General features: G+C 61.3%; 19 protein-coding genes. 12 read left to right on the forward strand and 7 right to left on the reverse strand.

Going from position 1 to position 20710, the window contains the following annotated elements; genetic code table 11:
• Positions 1 to 27 precede the first annotated feature (27 nt).
• From ACQ4LH_RS00005 to ACQ4LH_RS00020, 4 genes are all read left to right on the forward strand, one after another.
• On the forward strand, positions 28 to 315 hold the full coding sequence (locus tag ACQ4LH_RS00005; protein WP_430695742.1) for a DUF3304 domain-containing protein: 288 nt from the start codon (positions 28 to 30) through the stop codon (positions 313 to 315).
• Positions 316 to 412: 97 nt separating this feature from the next.
• Positions 413 to 937, forward strand: a complete 525-nt coding sequence (locus tag ACQ4LH_RS00010; protein WP_430695259.1) for a DUF3304 domain-containing protein — start codon at positions 413 to 415, stop codon at positions 935 to 937.
• Complete coding sequence (locus tag ACQ4LH_RS00015) at positions 922 to 3540, forward strand: T6SS phospholipase effector Tle1-like catalytic domain-containing protein (protein WP_430695260.1); 2619 nt, start codon at positions 922 to 924, stop codon at positions 3538 to 3540. Before ACQ4LH_RS00010 ends, ACQ4LH_RS00015 begins: the two co-directional genes overlap by 16 nt.
• Positions 3541 to 3699: 159 nt before the next feature.
• Entirely contained in the window at positions 3700 to 4545 is an 846-nt protein-coding gene (locus ACQ4LH_RS00020) for a hypothetical protein (RefSeq protein ID WP_430695261.1), read from the forward strand.
• Between the two features lie 3 nt (positions 4546 to 4548).
• Here ACQ4LH_RS00020 and ACQ4LH_RS00025 read toward each other — a convergent pair whose 3' ends face one another.
• The 5 genes from ACQ4LH_RS00025 to purE form a co-directional block, all read right to left on the reverse strand.
• Positions 4549 to 5082 carry a DUF3299 domain-containing protein gene (locus ACQ4LH_RS00025; RefSeq protein WP_430695262.1) on the reverse strand — a complete coding sequence of 178 codons (534 nt, stop codon included), beginning with the start codon at positions 5080 to 5082 and terminating at the stop codon, positions 4549 to 4551.
• 33 nt (positions 5083 to 5115) lie between these two features.
• Positions 5116 to 5361, reverse strand: coding sequence for a GlsB/YeaQ/YmgE family stress response membrane protein (locus ACQ4LH_RS00030; protein ID WP_304867435.1), 246 nt, complete (start codon positions 5359 to 5361; stop codon positions 5116 to 5118).
• Positions 5362 to 5429: 68 nt separating this feature from the next.
• Positions 5430 to 6188 (reverse strand): substrate-binding periplasmic protein, encoded by a 759-nt coding sequence (locus ACQ4LH_RS00035; RefSeq protein WP_430695264.1) that lies wholly within the window; start codon positions 6186 to 6188, stop codon positions 5430 to 5432.
• 51 nt (positions 6189 to 6239) lie between these two features.
• Positions 6240 to 7325 (reverse strand): 5-(carboxyamino)imidazole ribonucleotide synthase, encoded by a 1086-nt coding sequence (locus tag ACQ4LH_RS00040; RefSeq protein WP_430695265.1) that lies wholly within the window; start codon positions 7323 to 7325, stop codon positions 6240 to 6242.
• Positions 7325 to 7816 carry a 5-(carboxyamino)imidazole ribonucleotide mutase gene (gene purE, locus ACQ4LH_RS00045; protein ID WP_170049809.1) on the reverse strand — a complete coding sequence of 164 codons (492 nt, stop codon included), beginning with the start codon at positions 7814 to 7816 and terminating at the stop codon, positions 7325 to 7327. The genes ACQ4LH_RS00040 and purE overlap by 1 nt, the downstream gene beginning before the upstream one ends.
• Positions 7817 to 8121: 305 nt before the next feature.
• On the opposite strand from purE, the gene ACQ4LH_RS00050 reads away from it, so the two are divergent.
• The 4 genes from ACQ4LH_RS00050 to ACQ4LH_RS00065 all read left to right on the forward strand — a co-directional run bounded on the left by ACQ4LH_RS00050 (position 8122) and on the right by ACQ4LH_RS00065 (position 12464).
• The gene (locus ACQ4LH_RS00050; protein WP_430695266.1) at positions 8122 to 8916 is read left to right on the forward strand and encodes a hypothetical protein; all 795 of its coding nucleotides are present in this window, start codon (positions 8122 to 8124) and stop codon (positions 8914 to 8916) included.
• A 101-nt stretch (positions 8917 to 9017) separates the two neighbouring features.
• The gene (locus tag ACQ4LH_RS00055) at positions 9018 to 10010 is read left to right on the forward strand and encodes an AraC family transcriptional regulator (protein ID WP_430695267.1); all 993 of its coding nucleotides are present in this window, start codon (positions 9018 to 9020) and stop codon (positions 10008 to 10010) included.
• Between the two features lie 281 nt (positions 10011 to 10291).
• Positions 10292 to 11320, forward strand: coding sequence for a histone deacetylase family protein (locus ACQ4LH_RS00060; RefSeq protein ID WP_430695268.1), 1029 nt, complete (start codon positions 10292 to 10294; stop codon positions 11318 to 11320).
• 31 nt (positions 11321 to 11351) lie between these two features.
• Positions 11352 to 12464 (forward strand): polyamine ABC transporter substrate-binding protein, encoded by a 1113-nt coding sequence (locus ACQ4LH_RS00065; RefSeq protein ID WP_430695269.1) that lies wholly within the window; start codon positions 11352 to 11354, stop codon positions 12462 to 12464.
• A 55-nt stretch (positions 12465 to 12519) separates the two neighbouring features.
• On the opposite strand, the gene ACQ4LH_RS00070 is transcribed toward ACQ4LH_RS00065, so the two are convergent.
• A complete protein-coding gene (locus tag ACQ4LH_RS00070) occupies positions 12520 to 13425 on the reverse strand; it encodes a LysR substrate-binding domain-containing protein (protein ID WP_275960146.1) in 906 nt (301 codons plus the stop codon).
• 169 nt (positions 13426 to 13594) lie between these two features.
• On the opposite strand from ACQ4LH_RS00070, the gene ACQ4LH_RS00075 reads away from it, so the two are divergent.
• The 4 genes from ACQ4LH_RS00075 to ACQ4LH_RS00090 all read left to right on the forward strand — a co-directional run bounded on the left by ACQ4LH_RS00075 (position 13595) and on the right by ACQ4LH_RS00090 (position 19171).
• Positions 13595 to 15022: an aspartate ammonia-lyase gene (locus ACQ4LH_RS00075; RefSeq protein ID WP_430695270.1), complete on the forward strand. Its 1428-nt coding sequence runs from the start codon at positions 13595 to 13597 to the stop codon at positions 15020 to 15022.
• A 158-nt stretch (positions 15023 to 15180) separates the two neighbouring features.
• Positions 15181 to 16434 (forward strand): dicarboxylate/amino acid:cation symporter, encoded by a 1254-nt coding sequence (locus ACQ4LH_RS00080; protein WP_430695271.1) that lies wholly within the window; start codon positions 15181 to 15183, stop codon positions 16432 to 16434.
• Positions 16435 to 16884: 450 nt separating this feature from the next.
• The gene (locus ACQ4LH_RS00085; RefSeq protein ID WP_430695272.1) at positions 16885 to 18309 is read left to right on the forward strand and encodes an alanine/glycine:cation symporter family protein; all 1425 of its coding nucleotides are present in this window, start codon (positions 16885 to 16887) and stop codon (positions 18307 to 18309) included.
• Positions 18310 to 18415: 106 nt separating this feature from the next.
• Complete coding sequence (locus ACQ4LH_RS00090) at positions 18416 to 19171, forward strand: substrate-binding periplasmic protein (protein ID WP_430695273.1); 756 nt, start codon at positions 18416 to 18418, stop codon at positions 19169 to 19171.
• A 19-nt stretch (positions 19172 to 19190) separates the two neighbouring features.
• Here the strand turns inward: ACQ4LH_RS00090 and ACQ4LH_RS00095 are convergent, their stop codons facing one another.
• Positions 19191 to 20678, reverse strand: a complete 1488-nt coding sequence (locus ACQ4LH_RS00095) for a PLP-dependent aminotransferase family protein (protein WP_430695274.1) — start codon at positions 20676 to 20678, stop codon at positions 19191 to 19193.
• Positions 20679 to 20710: the final 32 nt, after the last annotated feature.

Genomic DNA, 20710 nt, shown 5'->3' on the forward strand with positions numbered 1-20710 from the left:
TTAAAAAGACAGGGGATTAAAGASCWTTTGGGAAGMGGRAAAAGGCTNCCCACACCCCCCCCCCCCCCCCCCCCTCCCCCCCTCTGGCCCCGGAGGAKTAAAGAGCCKCCNWAAAAAAAACCCCCCCCANAACCYNCCCCCCGCCATAGCGCCACAGTGGCGATACCACGTTACGACGGGCCAGGCCCTATCGTTGTGCACTTTCTGCCCTGCAACCAGGTTCGTGTGGCTGCGTCAGGAATTGGCTTTGGTTACCCCGGCTACCCCTATAACCACCCACGGAGAATGGAGGATACGGAATGTCCGAAGCCCTAATAAAAAGATGTGACTCCACCCAGGCAAACGTACTGCCATTGGCCCGTTTTACCCGCACGGACCAATGGCAAAACTGCACTCAAAAAGGGCTTTAGCCATGACTAAACCACTCTATCGCCTATCTACCCTGCTACTTAGCCTGCTTTTAGTTAGCGGCTGCATGGCCAAGGAATCCGACATGCTTGGCGGCCCGGTAGAGGGCTATAACCACACTTCAGCCGCCATCAATCGCTTTACCATCAACGGTGCCGGCGGCCCACGCATCGGTCCATACGGAGAAGGGGGACAAGTCTGCTGCGGCTCGGTGCCACGTTACTGGCGACCGGGATTAAGGGCCATTGTGGAGTGGGAGAAAGACCCAAATCCTTCTCCATCAGTGCCATTAAAGCGAAACCAATACGGTTCTATTGATCCGGAAGACTATAAAAGGCACGCAGCCAACTACACCCGCCATAGCGCGACAGTGGAGATACCTCAGTACCAAACAGCCGGGACCATAAAAGTTCACTTCTTACCCTGCAATCAGGTTCGAGTCTCGGCCAACAATATGTTTATCGGCGATCCTCGCTACCCCTACAACTACCCCCGCAAGATGGAGGATACGGAATGTCCGAAGCCCTGATACAAGGATGTGATCCCACTCCGGCAAGCGTACTGCCAGCGCCCCGCTTTACTCGTACGGGCCTGCCACTCAGTACGGGGGAAGTTGCCGGCAATATTCGTAAGCAAAAGCGCGATGAGCGGCTTGCAGGTAGCCGCCTTACAGCGACTGCAGCAGCCAAGGGCGACGAAGCCCCCGCACCTTGCTGCAAGACCCTGCATCTCAGTCTGTGCTTTGACGGCACCAATAACCATGAGCCTTCAGATAAGGGGAATCCGCTCTCTACCAGCAATGTCGCAAGGCTTTTCCATGCGTCTATTAACAAGAGGGACGACGGATATTTCAGCTATTACAGTCCGGGCGTGGGTACTGTCTTCGAAGAGATTAAAGAATATCTGCCTAATGGCATGGGGCTGATTGGTGCCCAAGGCGGTGAGAACCGCATCAACTGGGGCCTAACTCGCTTGGTCGATGCCCTAAAAAACACTTTAAAGAGTTCAGGGCAAGAACCCCTATCTTTTGATCAAACATACTCCCTCGTCGAAGCCATGAGCACCAATTGGGCCGCCAATGTGCTTAGCGGTGGCCTGCTGGAAAATGGCGCACGCAAACGCGAGGCAGCGATACGCCCCTACGAGCTGGAACTAAAAACCCTGCTGGAGCAGCGTCAGGCAGCTGAAGAAAAGCCCGAACTTCTTGCTCTGCGTCTATATGTCTACGGCTTTTCTCGTGGTGCAGCCCAGGCCCGTACCTTTAGCAACTGGCTGGCCGAGCTGACCCGGAGCCAGGGCGACAACAGCAATGAATACCGCTTTGCCGGCCTGCCCATCACCATCGAATTTCTCGGCCTGTTCGACACCGTGGCCGCCGTCGGCTTAGCCGATAGCGCGCCCTTTGCCGCCGGCCATATGAGCTGGGCCGACGACACCATGCGCCTGCCTGATGAGGAAAGCATACAAGCCTGCATGCCCACAGAACTGCCGGAAGACCGTCATTTTCTCAAGCGTTGCGTGCACCTGGTGTCCGCCCATGAGCAACGCGCCAGCTTCCCGCTGGACTCTATCCGCCGCCGCGAGAAGACGGCTGATGGCAAGCGCAATAACCAGCTGCCCTCCCGTTATCGCGCCGGCACCAGAGAATATTTCTATCCTGGCATGCACTCGGATGTCGGCGGTGGCTATCCGGCAAAGGATCAGGGCAAGGCCATGGGCGGCCCGAATGAACTGCTATCGCAAGTGCCCCTGCATCATATGTATCGTGAAGCCTTTACTGTCGGAGCTCCCTTACAGGTGCCGGAAACGGTAATAGGCGAGCATGAGCCATGGCGGAAAATGGATCCGACAACAGAATTTGAATTTTCAATTTCTGAGGTACTCGTCTCCCGATTTAACGCTTGGCAGGCCAACGCCAAAGGCGGCCCACTGGAAACGGTAATCGAGCGCGAAACCGCCCTGATCACCGGCTGGCGTATCGACCGTTATGCCGGTGGTATCGACAAGCAAGGCTTCTATAGCCATGTTCGCGACCAGGACATGACCAAAGAGCAGCAGAAAGCTCACAAACGCCTGCACGAGAAAAAGACCAAGGACAACACCGCCGCTCGAGAGGGCAAGCCTCCACGCGAACTGACGGCAGCACAGCAGGCCCAATACGAGAAGGACCTTGAAACCATCGGCGGCCAGGATGCCTATCAACGCATCAATACCAACAAGGCTTTCGAACCCGCGCTGGACGACCAGCAACTGCGCCGTGCCGCAGCCGAGTTCGAACAGGATTACAAGCGTACCTGGGGCGTTACCGAAGACACCCTTTCCGTTGGCGGGATCATCAATATCCTGCTGGGCGGTACCGTCTTTCTAATCAACGAGGAAGACGAAGCAGAGGAATACGCGAAAGTCTACAAACATGGCACTGAGTGCTACAACCAGCTATTCGTCACACCCGGTGTGCCGGCACCAGGCAAAGAGCTGCTGGTAAAGCTGTTCGATGAGCAAATACATGACTCACGCGCCTGGTTTATGAATTCTTCAGGCCTTGGTGAACGCGAGCCTTTCACCGACTACTTCCGCTTTCGTTTGGCGCATTTCGACAATGAGTCGAATAAGAGCTTGTCCGTGCTGGCCACTGCCGGCCGCGTCGTTGGCGTAGGTATCGCCCTGGCCAGCGTTGGCTTGAGCATCAAAAAGCGCAACCCGCGCTACCTGCTAGGCCTGTTCTTGCCCTCTCTGGCCACTCCCGTACTGACTGGCAAGGTGGGTATGCCACAGCTACCTGAAATCAGTGCTTTCGACCCCCTTACCGGTATTGCCCTACCTATGCTGCAAGGTGTTGACGCGCTGCGCGCTTTTACCCGACAGCCCGGCGATATTGTCAGCCTGCTCAATGCCATGCCACTGCCCGAGCCACTCAACGAAGCAACCGCAAAAACTCCAGAACTGCAAAGCATCCTCAAAGCCGCAGATGCGGCCAAGGCCCTGCAAGAGGCGAAGGAGAGCAAGAACATCAGCGGCCTCTTAGGTCAGACCTTGGCGGCAGTAGATGCCGAAGACGGCAAGCGGCCAACAGACAAGCCAGGCTGGCTGGATATGGTCACCGAGGCAGTGGGAGAGGAAATCAGCAGCTAAGCCATACTCACGGAGGCTCCCGTGAACTCATATCTAGGCCAGAAAGCGGATCTACCCTGGCCCTGATGGATCGCACTGCCGATATACCAGCATTTCAGGCTATGTGGAGGAGCTTGAAAAACTACCTTTTGATAAATCGTTCGCTACCGAAGATGAAGCGTGCATAGCGCATTGAAACACGACATCGTTTTTGCTGATGGAGCCGTCGCTTTGCCCTACGTTATTCCAATAACCTTACTGCTAATGCTTGTGCTGGCCACCCCTGCACAAGCACAGGCAAAGCCCCTCACATTCGATAGAGGCGGCAGCATTGAAACCTACCGTGCGGATATGAAATTCGGTGAGTTGACGATCAGTTGGGGAACGGAAACCAAGGTAATCGCAGACATCGTTGGCTACGCAGGCCAGACCTCCAGAACTCTGATCTCGTTCAACGGTGCTCCCACGCTGACTTACAGAAACGCCGGATCAAACACATCTTTTGAGGTGTTCTATACCCTCACGATCAAGGACAACGTCCCGGTGATCAATTGCGTATACGGCAATATCCGCAATGGACAGAATGGCGCATCCATTCGCAAGGCCGTATGCAACCTGGATAAACCACTATCTGATTTCCAAGTACCCGGACAAGTGGATCGAAGCCTCCAATACCGTGTCTCTGCAGTCCGTGATGGCCGAGCCCTCTCAAGCGGCCGACGTCCCCCTTGCCGACTGGGCGAGGTTGACGTAGTGCTACGTTACGACTCGCTCGACGTACTGCTGGGTGCGACCCCGAAAACCATAGCGACTGCGAGTGGGAAAACTCATGAAGTGAGCAGCGGCAATGCCTATTTCGTGTATGACGCAGACGGCACCACGCCACTGGCGCTGGATGTGGAGACGGACCCCGCCACGCACACGCTGAAACGCCTGACAGCGGCGGAGCTGCTACGCGCCATCGAGGCCAACCAAAACGACTATCAGCTGGCGCGCGTGATGTGCCGGAAGACCGCCGGCACATGACCGTTAAAGATCGCTTTCCTCCACCACCCTCACCAACTCCGCCTCCAACGCATACGCAGCATCCGCCAGTTCGTTATTGACCTGTTCGATCTTCAGCGTGCCGCTGACCCAGAGTGGGGCGTAGATGTCTTCGAGTTCGATGCCTTTGGGGTAGCGCACCAGCACCAGCTGGTTCGGTGGTGGTGGTGGGACGTGGATGCAGGCGCCGGGGTAGGGAACCAGGAAGAACAGCGTGCTGCGGCCTTCTGCATCAGTTTCCAGCGGCACCGGATAGCCGCCGAGACGGATGGGTTTGCCGTCGAAGGCAGCAACGGTTTTCGTCGAGTACATCACCGCTGGCAGGTTTTGGTCCTGCTGCTTGAGGCCGCCGGGGTTGTAGAAACCGCTGTCCTGCTCGAGGCCCTGGTGGCTGATCTCGGGCATGTCTTCCAGGGCCTGGCGGTCTTCCGGGGGCATCAGCTCAAGCCAATCGGTTTCCGGCAGTTCGGCGTAGGCCATGGTGCTGATCAACAACAGGGGTAACAGCAGATAACGCATCGGGGGCTCACCAAGCAGCGGAGTGAAAGGACATCAGTCCTTTCTAACAGCGGCGTAGATTACCAGCAGCACCACTGCGCCGATCACTGCGCCGATAAAGCCAGCGGACTCGCCCACTTTGTAGATGCCCAGTGCCTGGCCGCCATAGGTAGCGGCAACTGAGCCGCCGACGCCCAGCAGGATGGTCATGATCCAACCCATGCTGTCGTTGCCAGGTTTGATAAAGCGCGCGATCAGACCGACGATCAGGCCGATAAAAATGATGCCAATAATGCTCATGCGAGCCTCCTGAATGGACGGTGGGATTTACGACCGTTGATCTGACCACGGGAAAAGCTGGCAGTTCGTTACTCTTCGGTCTCTGGCGGTGCGACGCCATAGCGGTGGTAGATGCGGGCAATCTCGCCGCTTTCGCGCATGCCACGCAGCGCCTGGCCTAGCTGCTCGTAGAGGGCCTTTTTCTCGCCCCGATAGTGGCGCATCGACGCACCGTAATAATTACCGACGGATTGCTCGTACTGGTATTCGGCATAGCTGTAGTCGCTGAAGCCAATCTTGTGGAACTGCGCCTCAATGGCTTCGGCGTCCAGCACTACCATCACATCCAGGCGCCCGGCGCGAAACATCCCGGCCAGCAGGTAGTCGTCAGTCGCCAGGCTTTTTGTCAGAGCACTGTCGCCGTCGAACTGATCGAAATAGGCGGTACCGCGTTTGACTCCGATCACCTTGCCCTGCAGATCGGCATAGTTGCGCAGGCTGGCCTGCTGACCGGTCTTGACGATAAAGCGGATGCTTTTGCGCTGGGTGCCGATCGACGGCAGAAAGTGCACGTAGTCCTTGCGCTCGGCGGTGAACAGCACGCGCGGCACCAAGTCGATACGTCCGGACTTGAGGTCTTCCAGGCTGCGCACAAAGGGCGCGTAACGCCATTCGATGCGCGCGCCGACGCGTTGCGCGGCGCTATCAAGCACCTCGATCAGCGGGCCGACGGGGAGTGAATCGAGGGCCTGCATCTCTGGCGGGCGCTCGCGGTAATCGGCGCGCAACACCTGGTCGGCATGGCAAAGCGGCAGGTACAGCAAAGACAGCAGCAACAGACACTTCATGACGAGGCTCTTGTGTATGGCCTACGCAAGAGCTTAGTCATAAAGCAGGCTTCAGGCCTTGGCGATCAGCGCCTCGACCACGGCGATCTGCTTATCCAAGGTGGCGCGATCCGCGCAGCGCAGAGTGGCGTGACCGACCTTGCGGCCAACCTTGAACGCCTTGCCGTAGTGATGCAGACGGCAATCGGCGACGGCGATAACCTGCTCCACCGGCGGAACCACACCGATAAAGTTGAGCATCGCGCTCTCACCTACCTTGGCAGTCGAACCCAGCGGCAGGCCGGCGACGGCGCGCAGGTGGTTTTCGAACTGGCTGCACTCGGCGCCTTCGATGGTCCAGTGCCCGGAGTTGTGCACGCGCGGAGCGATTTCGTTGGCTTTCAGGCCGCCATCGACTTCGAAGAACTCGAAGGCCAGCACGCCGACGTAATCGAGCTTGGTCAGCACGCGGCTGACGTAATCTTCTGCCAGTGCCTGCAGCGGGTGATCGGTGCTGGCGATGGACAGCGCCAACACACCGCTGTCGTGACGGTTATGCACCAGCGGGTAGAAGCGCGTTTCACCATCACGGGCACGCACCGCCACCAGCGACACTTCGCCGGTAAAGGGCACAAAGCCTTCGAGAATGCACGGCACGCTGCCCAGCTCGGCAAAGGCGCCGACGACATCTTCTGGCTTGCGCAGGACCTTCTGGCCCTTGCCGTCGTAACCCAGGGTGCGGGTCTTCATCACCGCCGGCAGGCCGATGCTGGCCACGGCTGCGTCGAGGTCAGCCTGCGACTGGATATCGGCGAAATCCGGGGTCGGAATGCCGAGGTCCTTGAACATGGATTTTTCGAACCAGCGATCACGAGCGATACGCAGGGCTTCGGCGCTCGGGTACACCGGGACGAACTGCGAGAGGAAGGCCACGGTCTCGGCCGGCACGCTTTCGAACTCGAAGGTCACCAGATCGACTTCATCGGCCAGCTGACGCAGGTGGTCCTGATCGCCGTAATCGGCGCGGATATGCTCGCCCAGCGCTTGCGCACAGGCATCCGGCGCCGGGTCGAGGAAGGCGAAATTCATCCCCAGCGGCGTGCCTGCCAGGGCCAACATGCGGCCCAGCTGGCCGCCACCGATTACGCCGATCTTCATTACGCGTCCCTCGGGTCCGGATTTTCCAGTACGGATTCAGTTTGCTCGGTACGGAACGCTTTCAAGCGCTCGTGAAACTGCGGGTGCTGGTGACCGAGGATGCTCGCCGCGAGCAGTGCGGCATTGATTGCGCCAGCCTTGCCGATGGCCAGGGTGGCGACCGGAATACCGGCCGGCATCTGCACGATCGACAGCAGCGAATCGACGCCCGAGAGCACCGCCGATTGCACGGGTACGCCGAGGACCGGAAGGTGGGTCTTGGCTGCACACATGCCCGGCAGATGCGCCGCGCCGCCGGCACCGGCGATGATCACCTGAATGCCGCGCTCTTCAGCCTGTTCGGCGTACTGGAACAGCAGGTCCGGGGTGCGGTGGGCGGAAACCACCTTCACTTCGTACGGAATGCCCAGCTTGTCCAGCATCTCGGCGGTGTGGCTAAGGGTGGACCAATCGGACTTGGAGCCCATGATCACGCCAACCAGTGCGCTCATCGTCGTGCCTCTTCTTCATCAAGTGCCCGTAGGCGCTGCAGAAACTAACAAGCCACGCTGGAAACCAGGCGTGGCTTGTTAGGGAATGAATTATGGCGGTGCGGACCGCCAAAGGCCGCGCAGTATACCGTAAAGCCTGGTCTGGCGTGCACACCGGCGCACCGTTTGTCGCGGACCGCCCGCCGCGATGCCAGGCGACACACCAACACGGCTCCAGGCCAACGTCACGAGCAGACCTGGCGCACAAATCGCAGCTTGTTGCCTGGCTATACTGGGCGTTCTTTTTATCCACCAAGGACACAACCATGACAAGGCTGTCACTGCTACTCGCCGCTTCACTGTTCACCCTCAACGCCAGCGCCCTCGAACTGGCCAAATACCCACAAGTGTTCAATGCCGGCAAAGGCATCAGCGTGACCGTCGCGCCCAGCAGCGACGGCAAGCAGGCGCTGATCCAGGTCAGCGGTATCAATCACCCGCTGGATGAAGTGGTGCTGCTGAGCACGGTCAACGAGCGCGGCAACGATGAGCGCGATTACACCACCAGCCTCGATGGCAGCGCCTACAACATGCTGATCAAGCGTCAGGGCTGGGGCGGCGAGCAATATCAGCTGTACCTGCCGAGCACCGACGGCTTCGAGCTGGGCTTCGATGAAACCAAGAGCAAAGAGACCAAACCGGCCAACCTGCTGGCGCTTTATGAGCAGCAGAAGAAAAAGGGCATTCAGGACAAGCTGAGCAGCTTTGACCGGGAAAAGCGCGTGGCCGACTTCACCCAGCAGCTGCAGCAGATCGACCAGGACGCCTCGAAAGCTTGTGACACACCGCTGGCCACTCAGGTCGAGTGGAGCGCCATCGACGACGACAAGCTCAAGCGCCTCAGCGTGCCGAGTTTCTGCGGTGAAGTGGTCAGCCAGCTGGCCAATCTGTGCCAGAACGGCGATGAGCATAAAGCTGCAGCCAAGGGCCTGAAAACCGTGCAGTGCAGCTTTGCGCAGAAGCTCCAGCTGCGCGAAAACGAGGCGAGCCTGACCTTCACCACTCATGAAGAAGCCCCCAATCAGGGCGACTTTATCAACGCCTTCCTGCGTAATCGCTAAATCTGCCTGGACCGCAGCGGCCTGGATCACGCCCGGCCGCTACGGGGCCGCGGCATAGTTCTTGCGTCACTCGGGCATTCTGAACTGTTGCGGTTGCCCCGATGTTGCACGCCCACCTGACCACCCTGCATGTGGTTTCACTGATCCTGGAAATCTTTGCCGCGCAACCCGAACTGACCGAGCAGCTATTGGCCGGCAGCGGCATTGCTGCGGCTGATCTGGACTGTGCCGACACGCGTATCACACGTACCCAGGAGTTGCAGGTCTGCGCCAATGCCCTGCAGCTACGCAGTGATCTGGGCCTGGAACTGGGCCGGCGCATGCATGTGTCGGCTTATGGCATGGTCGGTTACGCCGCACTCTCCAGTGCCACCTTTGGTGACGCCTGGCGGCTGATGCTGCAGTACCCGGCGCTGCTCGGTACCTACTTCAAACTTGATATGCACCTTGAGGGCGAGCTGGCCTGGGTCAGCGCCAGCGACTACCAGCACCGCCCAGAACTTGAGGTGTTCAACCTGGAGATGTGCCTGGCCTCGCTCAAGCTGATCAGCGATGACCTGCTCGGCCAGCCTCTGCCGCTCAGCGCCGCGCAGTTTCGCTATGGCGAACCCGACTACAGCGTGCGCTACCCGCACAGCTTCGCCTGCCCGCTGCAGTTTGATGCCGCGCGTAACGCCTTCGCCTTCCCCGCCAGCTGGCTGCAACAACCACTGCCGCTGGCCGATGCGGTGACCCACCGGGAAATGCTCGAACGCTGCCGCAAGCAGAATAGCGAGTTCAACAGCCGCCAAGCCTGGCTCGCGCGCATCCGCCAGCTCCTGGCCGACCAGCTGACCGCGCCACCCGGCCTGGAACAGCTGGCGCAGCAGATGCACTGCTCGCCGCGCACCCTGCGTCGGCACCTGCAGGAACTTGGCACCCACTACCAGGAACTGCTCGACGAGCTGCGTTTCGAGCGGGCTAAAACCCTGCTCGGCCAGGAAGACTGGCCGATCTGCCGGATTGCCGAATACCTCGGTTTTAGCGAAACGGCCAGTTTTCGCCATGCCTTCCAGCGCTGGAGCGGCGTACCGCCGAGCCGCTTTCGCGCTTGAGGCGCGGCATAGGCTTTTGTAGGAGCGGGCCATGCCCGCGAAACCCATCGCGGCCATGGGCCGCTCCTACAGGGTGTGGGCCTGCCAGATGGCGACCGGCCGCGCAATTTATGGCCCAGCCATCCCTGGCGGCCACCCCACGGGCCATCGCTGTGTGACATCAAAAATCGCTGTCGCCGATTTTTGGCCACTTCGATCCCCTTTTGGCCGTTGTCAGCGTTCTCCATCCGGGTGTGCAGGCGAACAATGCAGGCACAACAACACGCCTGGAGCCGCTTCACATGCTCACCTTTTACAGCGACGACCATCACCTGCACCACGGCAGCTGCGAGCTGATCGACGGCCAGCTGATGCCCTGTTTCGAGAAGCCACAACGCGCCGACCATATCCTCCAGCGGGTTAAAGATCGCCAGCTGGGTGAGATCCGCCCGCCTCAGGACTTTGGCCTGGCGCCAATCGAGCGCATTCACAGCGGCGCTTATCTGGACTTCTTCAAGGGCGCCTGGGATCGCTGGCTGGCGCAGAACGGCAGCGGCGATTTGCTGCCTTTCACTTGGCCGGCGCGGACGTTGCGTCAGGTCATCCCCAGGGATTTGCACGGCCAGCTCGGCTATTACAGCTTCGACGGTGGCGCACCGATCACCGCCGGCACCTGGCAGGCCGCTTACAGCGCTGCACAAGTGGCGCTTAGCGGCCAGGCCGTAATCTCTGCCGGCGCGCATAGCGCCTTTGCCCTGTGCCGCCCGCCGGGCCATCACGCCGCTGGCGAGCTGATGGGCGGTTACTGCTACCTGAACAATGCCGCCATCGCCGCCCAGGCGTTTCTCGACCAGGGCAAGCAGCGCGTGGCGATCCTCGATGTCGACTACCACCACGGCAACGGCACCCAGGACATCTTCTACACCCGCAATGACGTGCTGTTCGCCTCGATCCACGGCGACCCGGCCGACGAGTTTCCGTTCTTCCTCGGCTATGCCGATGAACGCGGCGAGGGTGCCGGCGAAGGCTGCAACTTCAACTACCCGCTGGCCATGGGCAGCCCCTGGGCGGTGTGGAGCGCGGCGCTGGGTGAGGCCTGCCAGCGCATCGCCGAATTTGATGCCGAAGTGATCGTGGTGTCGCTGGGCGTCGACACCTTCAAGGACGACCCAATTTCCCAGTTCAAGCTCGACAGCCCGGATTACCTGGCCATGGGCAAACGCATCGCCGCCCTCGGCAAGCCGACCCTGTTTGTGATGGAAGGCGGCTATGCGGTCGAGGCGATCGGCGTCAACGCGGTCAACGTGCTGGAAGGTTTCGAAGGCGCATAGGTTCTTTTTTAATCACTCAGGGTGAAGAACGATGAAAACAATCAAACACCTACTCGCCGTCGCCATCTGCGGCGCAACCCTGCTGGCCACTGCGGCCCAGGCGCAAACGTCAGAGAAGCCGCGCGAGCTGCGCGTGTACAACTGGGCCGACTATATGCTGCCGGCGGTGCCCAAGGAGTTTCAGGAAAAAAGCGGCATCAAGCTGACCTGGGACGTGTTCGACACCAACGAAGCGCTGGAAGCCAAGCTGCTTACCGGCAACTCCGGCTATGACCTGGTGGTGCCGACCAACACCTTCCTCGACACCCAGATCAAAGCCGGGGTGTTCCAGAAACTCGACAAGAGCAAGCTGCCCAACTGGCAGCACCTCGACCCCGGCCTGCTGCAGCTGATGACCGCCAACGACCCCGGCAACCAGTACGCCGTGCCCTACATGTACGGCACCGTGCTGATCGGCTTCAACCCGGACAAGGTCAAGGCCGTGCTGGGTGCCGATGCGCCGGTGGACAGCTGGGACCTGATTTTCAAGGAAGAGAACATCAGTAAGCTCAAGCAGTGCGGTGTGGCCATGCTGGATTCGCCCGGCGACATCCTGCCGATCGCCCTGCACTACCTGGGCCTCGACCCCAACAGCAGCAAGCCTGAAGACTATGAAAAGGCCAGCGCGCTGATGCTGAAGATTCGCCCCAACGTCGCCTACTTCCACTCCGCCAAGTACATGACCGATATCGCCAACGGCGACATCTGTGTGGCCATCGGCTACTCGGGCAGCTTCTACCAGTTCGCCAACCGCGCCAAGGAAGCCGGCAACGGTGTGGTGGTCGACTGGCGTCTGCCGAAGGAAGGCGCGCCGCTGTGGTACGACTCCTTCGCCATCCCGAAAAGCGCGCAGAACGTCGCTGAAGCCCATGAGTTCCTCAACAACCTGCTCGAACCTAAAGTGGTAGCGCCGATCAGCGACTTCCTCGGCTACCCCAACCCGAACAAGGACGCCATGCCACTGGTGGGCGCGGAAATCCGCGACAACCCCGGCCTGACCCCAACCGCCGAAGCGCAGAAGACCCTCTACGTGCTGCAACCGCTGCCGCAGAAGATCGAACGCGTGCGCACCCGGGTGTGGAACACCATCAAGTCGGGCACCTGATGGCAGCACGGCGCAGCGGGCAATCCGCTGCGCCGGTTTTATTCAACACAAGGCTTTAGCGGCCCACTTCGCCACTTTCCAGTTTGCGCCAGAGCAGGCGTACCGAGGCTTTGCGCACCAGGGCGCAGCGGTACAGGCGGATTTCCAGCGGCGCTTGCCACTGCTCATCGCCGCACACCACCAACTCGCCACGGGCCAGTTCGGCGGTCACGCTCAAGCGCGGTACCCAGGCCACACCCATGCCCTGCAAGGCCATGCTTTTCAGGCTGTCGGCCATCGCCGTTTCATACACCGTGGTCGAGCGCAGCGCGCGTTGGCGCAGCAGCAGATTGACCGAGCGACCGAGAAAAGCCCCGGCGCTGTAGGCCAGTAGCGGCACACTCTGGCCACTGTTGAGGTCGAACAGCGGCGCGCCGTCTTCGCCCACCGCGCACACCGGGAGCATTTCCGTGCGGCCCAGGTGCAGCGAGGGGAAGATTTCCGGGTCCATCTGCAGCGCAGCGTCCGGGTCGTAGTAAGCGAGGATCAGGTCGCAGGCGCCTTCACGCAGCGCATGCACCGCTTCGCCGACGTTGGTCGCCACCAGACGAGTGGTCAACGGCAGCCCTTCACGGCGCAGGCGGGCGATCCACTCGGGGAAAAAGCCCAGGGTCAGCGAGTGCGCGGCAGCAATCTGCATCACCTCGCCCTGCTGGCCTTCGAGGTTATGCAGGTGACGCACCACCTCGCCGAGCTGCTCGACCATGCTCCGTGCCGTGACCAGGAACAGCTGGCCGGATTCGGTCAGCTCAATGGGCGTGCAGGCGCGGTTGACCAGCGTCAGGCCGAGCATGTTCTCCAGGCTGCGGATCCGCCGACTAAACGCCGGCTGGGTAACAAAGCGCTTTTGCGCCGCCTGGGAGAAACTGCGGGTAGCGGCCAGGGTGACAAAGTCTTCCAGCCATTTGCTTTCGAGGTTCATGGATCAGCCCTTGTGCATGCGAACACGTCGGTCGACGTTGAGCGGTCACGCCAACGTTATGCCGATTATGCATGACCCAGTGCTTAACAGCATTGGCCAGTATCAAGCTGCAGCCCCTAATCTACGGGCCATCGCGGCATATGCCGTATTTCCTGAGATGACCTTGATCATGTCCGCTGCTGCATCCACTCGCCTCGAAAAAGACCTGCTCGGCACCCTCGACGTTCCTGCTGACGCCTATTACGGCATCCAGACCCTGCGCGCCGTGCAGAACTTCCGCCTGTCCGGCGTGACGCTGTCGCACTACCCGAAACTGGTGGTTGCCCTGGCCATGGTCAAGCAGGCCGCCGCCGACGCCAACCGCGAGCTGGGCCACCTGTCCGCCGCCAAGCACACGGCGATCAGCACCGCTTGCGCACGCATCATTCAGGGCGAATTCCACGACCAGTTCGTGGTCGACATGATTCAGGGCGGGGCCGGCACCTCGACCAATATGAATGCCAACGAAGTCATCGCCAATATTGCCCTCGAAGCCATGGGTTTCGAGAAGGGTGACTACAAGCACCTGCACCCGAACAACGACGTGAACATGGCGCAATCGACCAACGACGCCTACCCCACCGCCATCCGCCTGGGCCTGCTGCTCGGCCACGAGAGCCTGCTGACCGCGCTGGACAAACTGATTCAGTCGCTGTCGAAAAAACACCTGGAGTTCAGCCACGTGCTGAAGATGGGCCGCACCCAACTGCAGGACGCCGTGCCGATGACCCTAGGTCAGGAATTCCGCGCCTTCGCCACCACCCTTGGCGAAGACCTGCAGCACCTCAAACTGCTCGCCCCGACCCTGCTCACCGAAGTGAACCTGGGCGGCACCGCGATTGGCACCGGGATCAACGCCGACCCGCAGTACCAGCTGATGGCGGTCAAGCGCCTGGCGATTATCAGCGGCCAGCCGCTGACCCCGGCCGCCGACCTGATCGAAGCCACCAGTGACATGGGCGCCTTTGTGCTGTTCTCCGGCATGCTCAAGCGTACCGCAGTCAAGCTGTCTAAGATGTGCAACGACCTGCGCCTGCTGTCCAGCGGCCCACGCACCGGCATCAATGAAATCAACCTGCCGCCGCGCCAGCCGGGCAGCTCGATCATGCCCGGCAAGGTCAACCCGGTAATCCCGGAAGCGGTCAACCAGGTGGCCTTCGAAGTGATCGGCAACGATCTGGCGCTGACCATGGCAGCCGAAGGCGGCCAGCTGCAGTTGAACGTGATGGAGCCGCTGATCGCCTACAAGATCTTCGACTCGATCCGCCTGCTGACCCGCGCCATGGATATGCTGCGCGAGCTGTGCATCGACGGCATCACCGCCAACGAAGCGCGCTGCCGTGAACTGATGGAAAACTCCATCGGCCTGATCACCGCACTCAACCCCTATATCGGCTACGAAAACGCCACGCGCATCGCCAAGGTGGCGCTGGAAAGTGGCCGCGGCGTACTGGAGCTGGTGCGCGAGGAGAAGCTGCTGGGCGACGCCGAGCTGGCTGACATCCTGCGCCCCGAGAACATGATTGCGCCGCGCCTGGTGCCGCTGCTGCCGGGCTGATCCCGAAAAAACCATACGCGCCGTCTCCGCAAGGAACGGCGCGTTTTTTTCACCAGCACCCAGCTCATGGGTAGCTGGTTTTCCGCCCTCGCCTGCCGGGCGGCACCGCTCAAGGCCGCATAGACGGCCCCACAAAAACGATAATCCGGGTGATAACCATGAGTCAGAGCAGTACTTCTTCCCTAGGCTTTTTGCGGCGCATGCCGCTGTGGCAGCAAATCCTTATCGGCCTCGGCCTCGGCGTGCTCACCGGCGTGCTGTTCAAGGCCGACGCCCTGGTGCTGGCGCCCATCGGCACGCTGTTCCTCAACGCGATCAAGATGCTCATCGTGCCGCTGGTGTTCGTCTCCCTGGTGGCCGGTATTACCGCTATGAGCGACAGCGCCAAGCTCGGCCGCATCAGCGTCAAGACCATTGCCATCTACCTGATCACCACCGCCTTTGCGGTGAGTATCGGCCTGCTGTTCGGCGCCCTGTTCACCCCGGGTGAAGGCATGAACATGGTGGCCAGCGCCGCGCAGGAAACCAAGCAGGCACCATCGCTGGTGCAGATTCTGGTCGGCCTGGTGCCGACCAATCCGGTAGCTGCTTTTGCCGAGGGCAATATCCTGCAGATCATCGTGTTCGCCATTGCCCTGGGCGTGAGCATGAACCTGATCGGCGAAAAAGCCGCCCCGGCAGTCAAGCTGTTCGACAGCCTGGCCGAGGTGTTCTACAAGCTCACCGACCTGGTGATGCGCTGCGCGCCGATTGGCGTATTTGCGCTGATCGCCGGCGTGGTGGCCTCCCACGGCATCGAAGTACTGCTGCCGTTGGCGAGCGTGATCGGGGTGATCTACCTGGCCAGCATCACCCATATGCTGCTGGTGTATGGCGGCCTGGTCAGCGTGCTGGCACGGCTTAGCCCGCTGCGTTTCTTCAAGGGTGTGGCGCCGGCATTGGCCGTGGCCTTCAGTACTTCAAGCAGCGCCGGCACCCTGCCGGTGTCGATTGAGTGCGCGCGCAAGAACCTCGGCGTGTCCCAGGGCGTGGCCGGTTTCGTGCTGCCGGTGGGCGCCACCATCAATATGGACGGCACTGCCATCTACCAAGGCGTACTGGCGCTGTTTATCGCCCAGGCCTTCGGTATTGATCTGAATGCCGGCCAGTACCTGATGATCATCCTCACCGCGACCCTGGCCTCGATCGGCACCGCCGGTGTACCTGGCGCCGGCCTGATCATGCTCGGCCTGGTGCTGACGTCGGTCGGCCTGCCCCTGGAAGGCGTAGCGCTGATCGCCGGTATCGACCGCATTCTCGACATGGCGCGCACCACGGTGAACGTCGCCGGCGACCTGATGACCACCACGCTGGTGGGCAGCAGCGAGAAAGAGCTGGATCGCGACATCTACAACAGCGACAACGCGCAATAACGCGGCGCTGCTCACGGGCAACACCCGCACAAGGATGTGCGGGGCTTTTGCGCCAACCCGGCGCAGCGGCACTGCCGGCAGGACCCGGCAGCCAACGAGATGTCCATCGACATCCAGGGCATACCAATAAAAACAACCACACAGGGTGACCCCATGAACGCATTCGACCCCGGTCGTCTCTCTCCGCCAGGCAGCAGGCGATCCCCGCTGCCCTAGTGCCTGAATAGCCCGTTCAGTCGGTTCGGCGGCGAATCCTCCTGCGGCGGTTTATGGCATGCCATCAGCCATCGCAGGGTTTCTGTGTCGGCGCACAACCCTCGCCACCGACCGACTGCACAGGCTCCCAGCACACGGAACACCCGTGCCGTCCGCCAGCGTCGCCCTACCCGGGCGGCGCTGCGGCGTCATCACCATTAATCCCCCGATAAATACAAAAAAGGGAGAGACCCCATGCTCGATATTCTCAATGACCTGATCTGGAGCAAGCTGCTGATCGTGATGCTGATCGGCCTTGGTCTGTACTTCACCATCGCCTCGCGTTTCGTCCAGTTTCGCTACTTCGGCAGCATGTTCCGCATCTTCGCCGAAGCCTTTCAGCGCCAGCCTGGCCAGCTCAGCTCGTTCCAGGCGCTGATGCTGTCCGTCGCCGGGCGCGTCGGTGCCGGCAACATCGCCGGGGTCTCGGTGGCGATCATGCTCGGTGGCCCGGGCGCGATCTTCTGGATGTGGGTCGTGGCACTGGTCGGTATGGCCACCAGCTACTTCGAATGTTCCCTGGCGCAACTGTACAAGCGCCGTGAAGACGACGGCACCTACCGCGGTGGTCCGGCCTTCTATATTCAGCACGGCCTCGGCCAGCGCTGGCTGGGCATCGTCGTATCGATCCTGCTGCTGGTGACCTTCGGCTTCGGCTTCAACGCCGTGCAGTCGTTCACCGTGGCCAGCTCGATGCATGACACCTTTGGTCTGCCGACCTATGCCAGCGGCGCGATTCTGACCGTGGTAATGGGGCTGATCATCTTCGGTGGCATCAAACGCATCGCCAAGTTCGCCGACGTGCTGGTGCCAGTGATGGCCTTCTCTTATATCGGCATGGCGCTGTTCGTGATCGGCAGCAATGTCGATGCAATCCCGGCCACCCTGGTGCTGATCTTCAAGAGCGCTTTCGGTCTGGAACCTGCCTTTGCCGGCGGTATCGGCGCAGCGATCCTGATGGGCGTAAAACGCGGCCTGTTCTCCAACGAAGCCGGTCTGGGCAGTGCACCAAACGTCGCCGCCGTTGCCGAGGTCAAGCACCCGGTGGCTCAGGGTATCGTGCAGTCGCTCAGCGTGTTTATCGACACCATCATCCTGTGCAGCTGCACCGCGCTGATCATCCTGCTGTCGGGCGTGTATCAACCAGGCACCGAGATGGCCGGCGTAGTGCTGACCCAAACCGCCGTCGCCAGCGTGGTGGGTGAGTGGGGCCGGGTGTTCGTTACCGTGGCGCTGCTGCTGTTTGTGTTCACCACCCTGATCTACAACTACTACCTCGGCGAAAACGCCCTGGGCTTCTTCAGCAAGAAGCGCGGCCCAGTGGTGGTCTACCGTGTGCTGGTAGTGGCGCTGGTCCTCTGGGGCTCGGTGCAGGATCTCGGTACGGTGTTCGCCTTTGCCGACGTGACCATGGGCCTGCTGGCCATCTGCAACCTGATCGCCCTGGTGCTGCTGTTCAAGGTCGGCCTGCGTTTGATGCGCGACTACGACAGCCAGATCAAGGCCGGTGTGGAATCGCCGGTATTTGATGCGAAGAACTTCGCCGATCTGGATCTCGACCCCGCTGTATGGCAGCACACGCCAAACCAGCCCCCGATCAACGCGCAACAACAGCGCTGATCTGAATACGCCCAGGCCCTTGGCCTGGGCGTTGTTGTTTATGTCATAGGCCCCGCGCGGCCAGTTGGCAGGCGCGGGACTCTCCGTACAAGTGGAGTGCCAGACCATGCGTCATATTCTTTGCACCGCGCTGTTGTCCTGCCTGCTGTTCAGCCCCCTGAGCCAGGCGCAGTTGCCGCCTGACTACAAGGTGGTGCTGCTGACGGAAAACTTCCCACCCTTCAACATGGCCGACCACGGCAAGAACTTCGCGCGCGACGCCAATATCACCGGCATCAGCGCAGATATCGTGCGTGAGATGTTCAAGCGCGCCGCCATCGACTACAGCCTGACCCTGCGCTTCCCCTGGGATCGCATCTACCAACAGACCATGACCAAGGCCAACCACGGCCTGTTTTCCACCTCCATGAGCGAGGCGCGCAAGCCGCTGTTCAAGTGGGTCGGGCCTATCGCCCAGTACCAGAGCGTGCTGGTCGGCCGCAAAGGTAGCCACCCGCAACTGAGCACTCTGGAACAGGCCAAGGCCTACCGCATCGGCGCCTACCAGAGCGCGGCGGTCAGCCAGCATCTGGAGCGCCTGGGCTTTACCCCGCAAAACGCCCTGCGCGACCAGGAAAATATCCGCAAGCTGCAACGCGGGCAGATCGACCTGTGGGCCACCTCCGACCCGGTCTGGCGCTTCTATGCCAAAGCGCAGGGCGCCAATGATCTAGACACCGTACTCAGCTTCGAAACCTCGCAGCTGTACCTGGCGCTGAACAAGGACACCCCCGACGAGGTAGTCGAGCGCCTGCAGGCAGCACTGGAACAGATGCGCAGCGAAGGCTACGGCAGCTGCGCGAAAAACCCCGAGCTGTGTTGAAGCCAACCGCGCCTGGCGGTTATATCTGCCAGGCGCGACGCAACGCCTCCAGGGCTTGGGTGATTTGCGCTTCGGGCACCGCAGCAAAGCCCAGCACCAGCCCGGCGCGCTGATCTTCCGGCGTGCTGCTGTCGGGCAGCCAGTAACTGCTGAGCGCGGTCATCTCCACGCCAACCCGTTCGGCGGCGCTGATCAGCTCACGCTCGCGGGCCAGACTGTTCACCCGCACACACAGGTGCAAACCCGCCTCCACCACCGGCAGAGGCGCACAACCCGGCACCGACTCAGGCCAACCAGCCAGTAGTGCATCGCGACGACTGCGCGCAGCGCTGCGCATACGGCGGATATGCCGCTGGAAGTGCCCGGCGGCGATAAATTCGGCCATCACCGCCTGGGTGCCAATTTCCGAATGGCGCATATCCAGGGCGCGGCGTTGAGCGAAGGCTTCGGCCAACGCCGACGGCAATACCAGATAGCCCAGGCGCAGCGCCGGAAAGGCGATCTTGCAGAAGGTGCCGACGTAGAGCACCCGCCCCTGGCGGTCGAGGGCCGCCAGCGGCGCTAGCGGCGTGCCGCTGTAGCGGTACTCGCCGTCGTAATCGTCCTCGATAATCAGACCGCTATTGCGCTCGGCCCATTCCAATAACTGCAGGCGCCGCGCCAGCGACAGGGTGACGCCGGTCGGGTATTGATGCGATGGCGTCAGGTAAACCAGCCTACAGTCCTCAAGCTGCGCCAACGCCGGAACATCTAAGCCTTCGCCATCCACCGCCACGCCGCACAGTTGCGCTCCAGCTATCGCCAGCGCATGCCCGGCGGCGCGGTAGCCGGGGTTCTCCACGGCCACCCGCGCGCCAGGGGTAACCAGCAACTGCGCGCACAGGCTGATGGCCTGCTGCGCGCCATTGGTGACGACAATCTGCGCCGGATCGCAGTGCAGGCCACGGCTGTTGCGCAGGTAGGCGGCGATCAACTCGCGCAATTGCAGATCGCCGGCCGGGTCGCCATAGCCCAGGCGGGCCGGCGAGGGCTTGCGCCAGAAACGTGCGGACAAACGCGCCCAGGTCTCGAAGGGAAACAGATCAAAGGCCGGCACACCGACGCGAAACGCCCGCGGCGCGCCGCTCAATGGCGGGTTCAGATGGTGCGTCTGCAACAGCTGCAGAGCCGCACTCTGCGGGCTGACGGTCGGCTGCGTCAGGGACGCGGCCGTTGGGGCCGGCCGCGTCGCCCCGCTTAACTCGGCCACATAAGTGCCGGCACCGATGCGCCCCTCGATATAGCCCTCGGCGTACAGCTGATCGAAGGCGCGGGTCACGGTGTTGCGCGAGATGCCCAGCAGGCTGGCCAGATCACGGCTGGCCGGCAGCCGTGTGCGGCGTTGCAGGCGGCCATCGAGGATACGTTCGCGCAGCGCCTGATACAGCTGACGCGCCAGGCCCTGCTGCGGGTCGAGCTGGATGCCGGACAGATCGACCGGGAGCGGCGGAGCAGACGGAATGGCCATGCAGATTGGCTCCATAAAAGTCGCAGAAAGTG

Source organism: Pseudomonas peli, assembly GCF_050563605.1.
Lineage (GTDB): Bacteria > Pseudomonadota > Gammaproteobacteria > Pseudomonadales > Pseudomonadaceae > Aquipseudomonas > Aquipseudomonas peli_A.

What these genes read in the sequence shown, in the direction of transcription:
- ACQ4LH_RS00010 (WP_430695259.1), top strand. Translation starts at nt 413, where the DNA reads ATGACTAAACCACTCTATCGCCTATCTACCCTGCTACTTAGCCTGCTT.
- ACQ4LH_RS00015 (WP_430695260.1), top strand. Translation starts at nt 922, where the DNA reads ATGTCCGAAGCCCTGATACAAGGATGTGATCCCACTCCGGCAAGCGTA.
- ACQ4LH_RS00025 (WP_430695262.1), bottom strand. Translation starts at nt 5,082, where the DNA reads ATGCGTTATCTGCTGTTACCCCTGTTGTTGATCAGCACCATGGCCTAC.
- ACQ4LH_RS00030 (WP_304867435.1), bottom strand. Translation starts at nt 5,361, where the DNA reads ATGAGCATTATTGGCATCATTTTTATCGGCCTGATCGTCGGTCTGATC.
- ACQ4LH_RS00035 (WP_430695264.1), bottom strand. Translation starts at nt 6,188, where the DNA reads ATGAAGTGTCTGTTGCTGCTGTCTTTGCTGTACCTGCCGCTTTGCCAT.
- ACQ4LH_RS00040 (WP_430695265.1), bottom strand. Translation starts at nt 7,325, where the DNA reads ATGAAGATCGGCGTAATCGGTGGCGGCCAGCTGGGCCGCATGTTGGCC.
- purE (WP_170049809.1), bottom strand. Translation starts at nt 7,816, where the DNA reads ATGAGCGCACTGGTTGGCGTGATCATGGGCTCCAAGTCCGATTGGTCC.
- ACQ4LH_RS00050 (WP_430695266.1), top strand. Translation starts at nt 8,122, where the DNA reads ATGACAAGGCTGTCACTGCTACTCGCCGCTTCACTGTTCACCCTCAAC.
- ACQ4LH_RS00055 (WP_430695267.1), top strand. Translation starts at nt 9,018, where the DNA reads ATGTTGCACGCCCACCTGACCACCCTGCATGTGGTTTCACTGATCCTG.
- ACQ4LH_RS00060 (WP_430695268.1), top strand. Translation starts at nt 10,292, where the DNA reads ATGCTCACCTTTTACAGCGACGACCATCACCTGCACCACGGCAGCTGC.
- ACQ4LH_RS00065 (WP_430695269.1), top strand. Translation starts at nt 11,352, where the DNA reads ATGAAAACAATCAAACACCTACTCGCCGTCGCCATCTGCGGCGCAACC.
- ACQ4LH_RS00070 (WP_275960146.1), bottom strand. Translation starts at nt 13,425, where the DNA reads ATGAACCTCGAAAGCAAATGGCTGGAAGACTTTGTCACCCTGGCCGCT.
- ACQ4LH_RS00075 (WP_430695270.1), top strand. Translation starts at nt 13,595, where the DNA reads ATGTCCGCTGCTGCATCCACTCGCCTCGAAAAAGACCTGCTCGGCACC.
- ACQ4LH_RS00080 (WP_430695271.1), top strand. Translation starts at nt 15,181, where the DNA reads ATGAGTCAGAGCAGTACTTCTTCCCTAGGCTTTTTGCGGCGCATGCCG.
- ACQ4LH_RS00085 (WP_430695272.1), top strand. Translation starts at nt 16,885, where the DNA reads ATGCTCGATATTCTCAATGACCTGATCTGGAGCAAGCTGCTGATCGTG.
- ACQ4LH_RS00090 (WP_430695273.1), top strand. Translation starts at nt 18,416, where the DNA reads ATGCGTCATATTCTTTGCACCGCGCTGTTGTCCTGCCTGCTGTTCAGC.
- ACQ4LH_RS00095 (WP_430695274.1), bottom strand. Translation starts at nt 20,678, where the DNA reads ATGGCCATTCCGTCTGCTCCGCCGCTCCCGGTCGATCTGTCCGGCATC.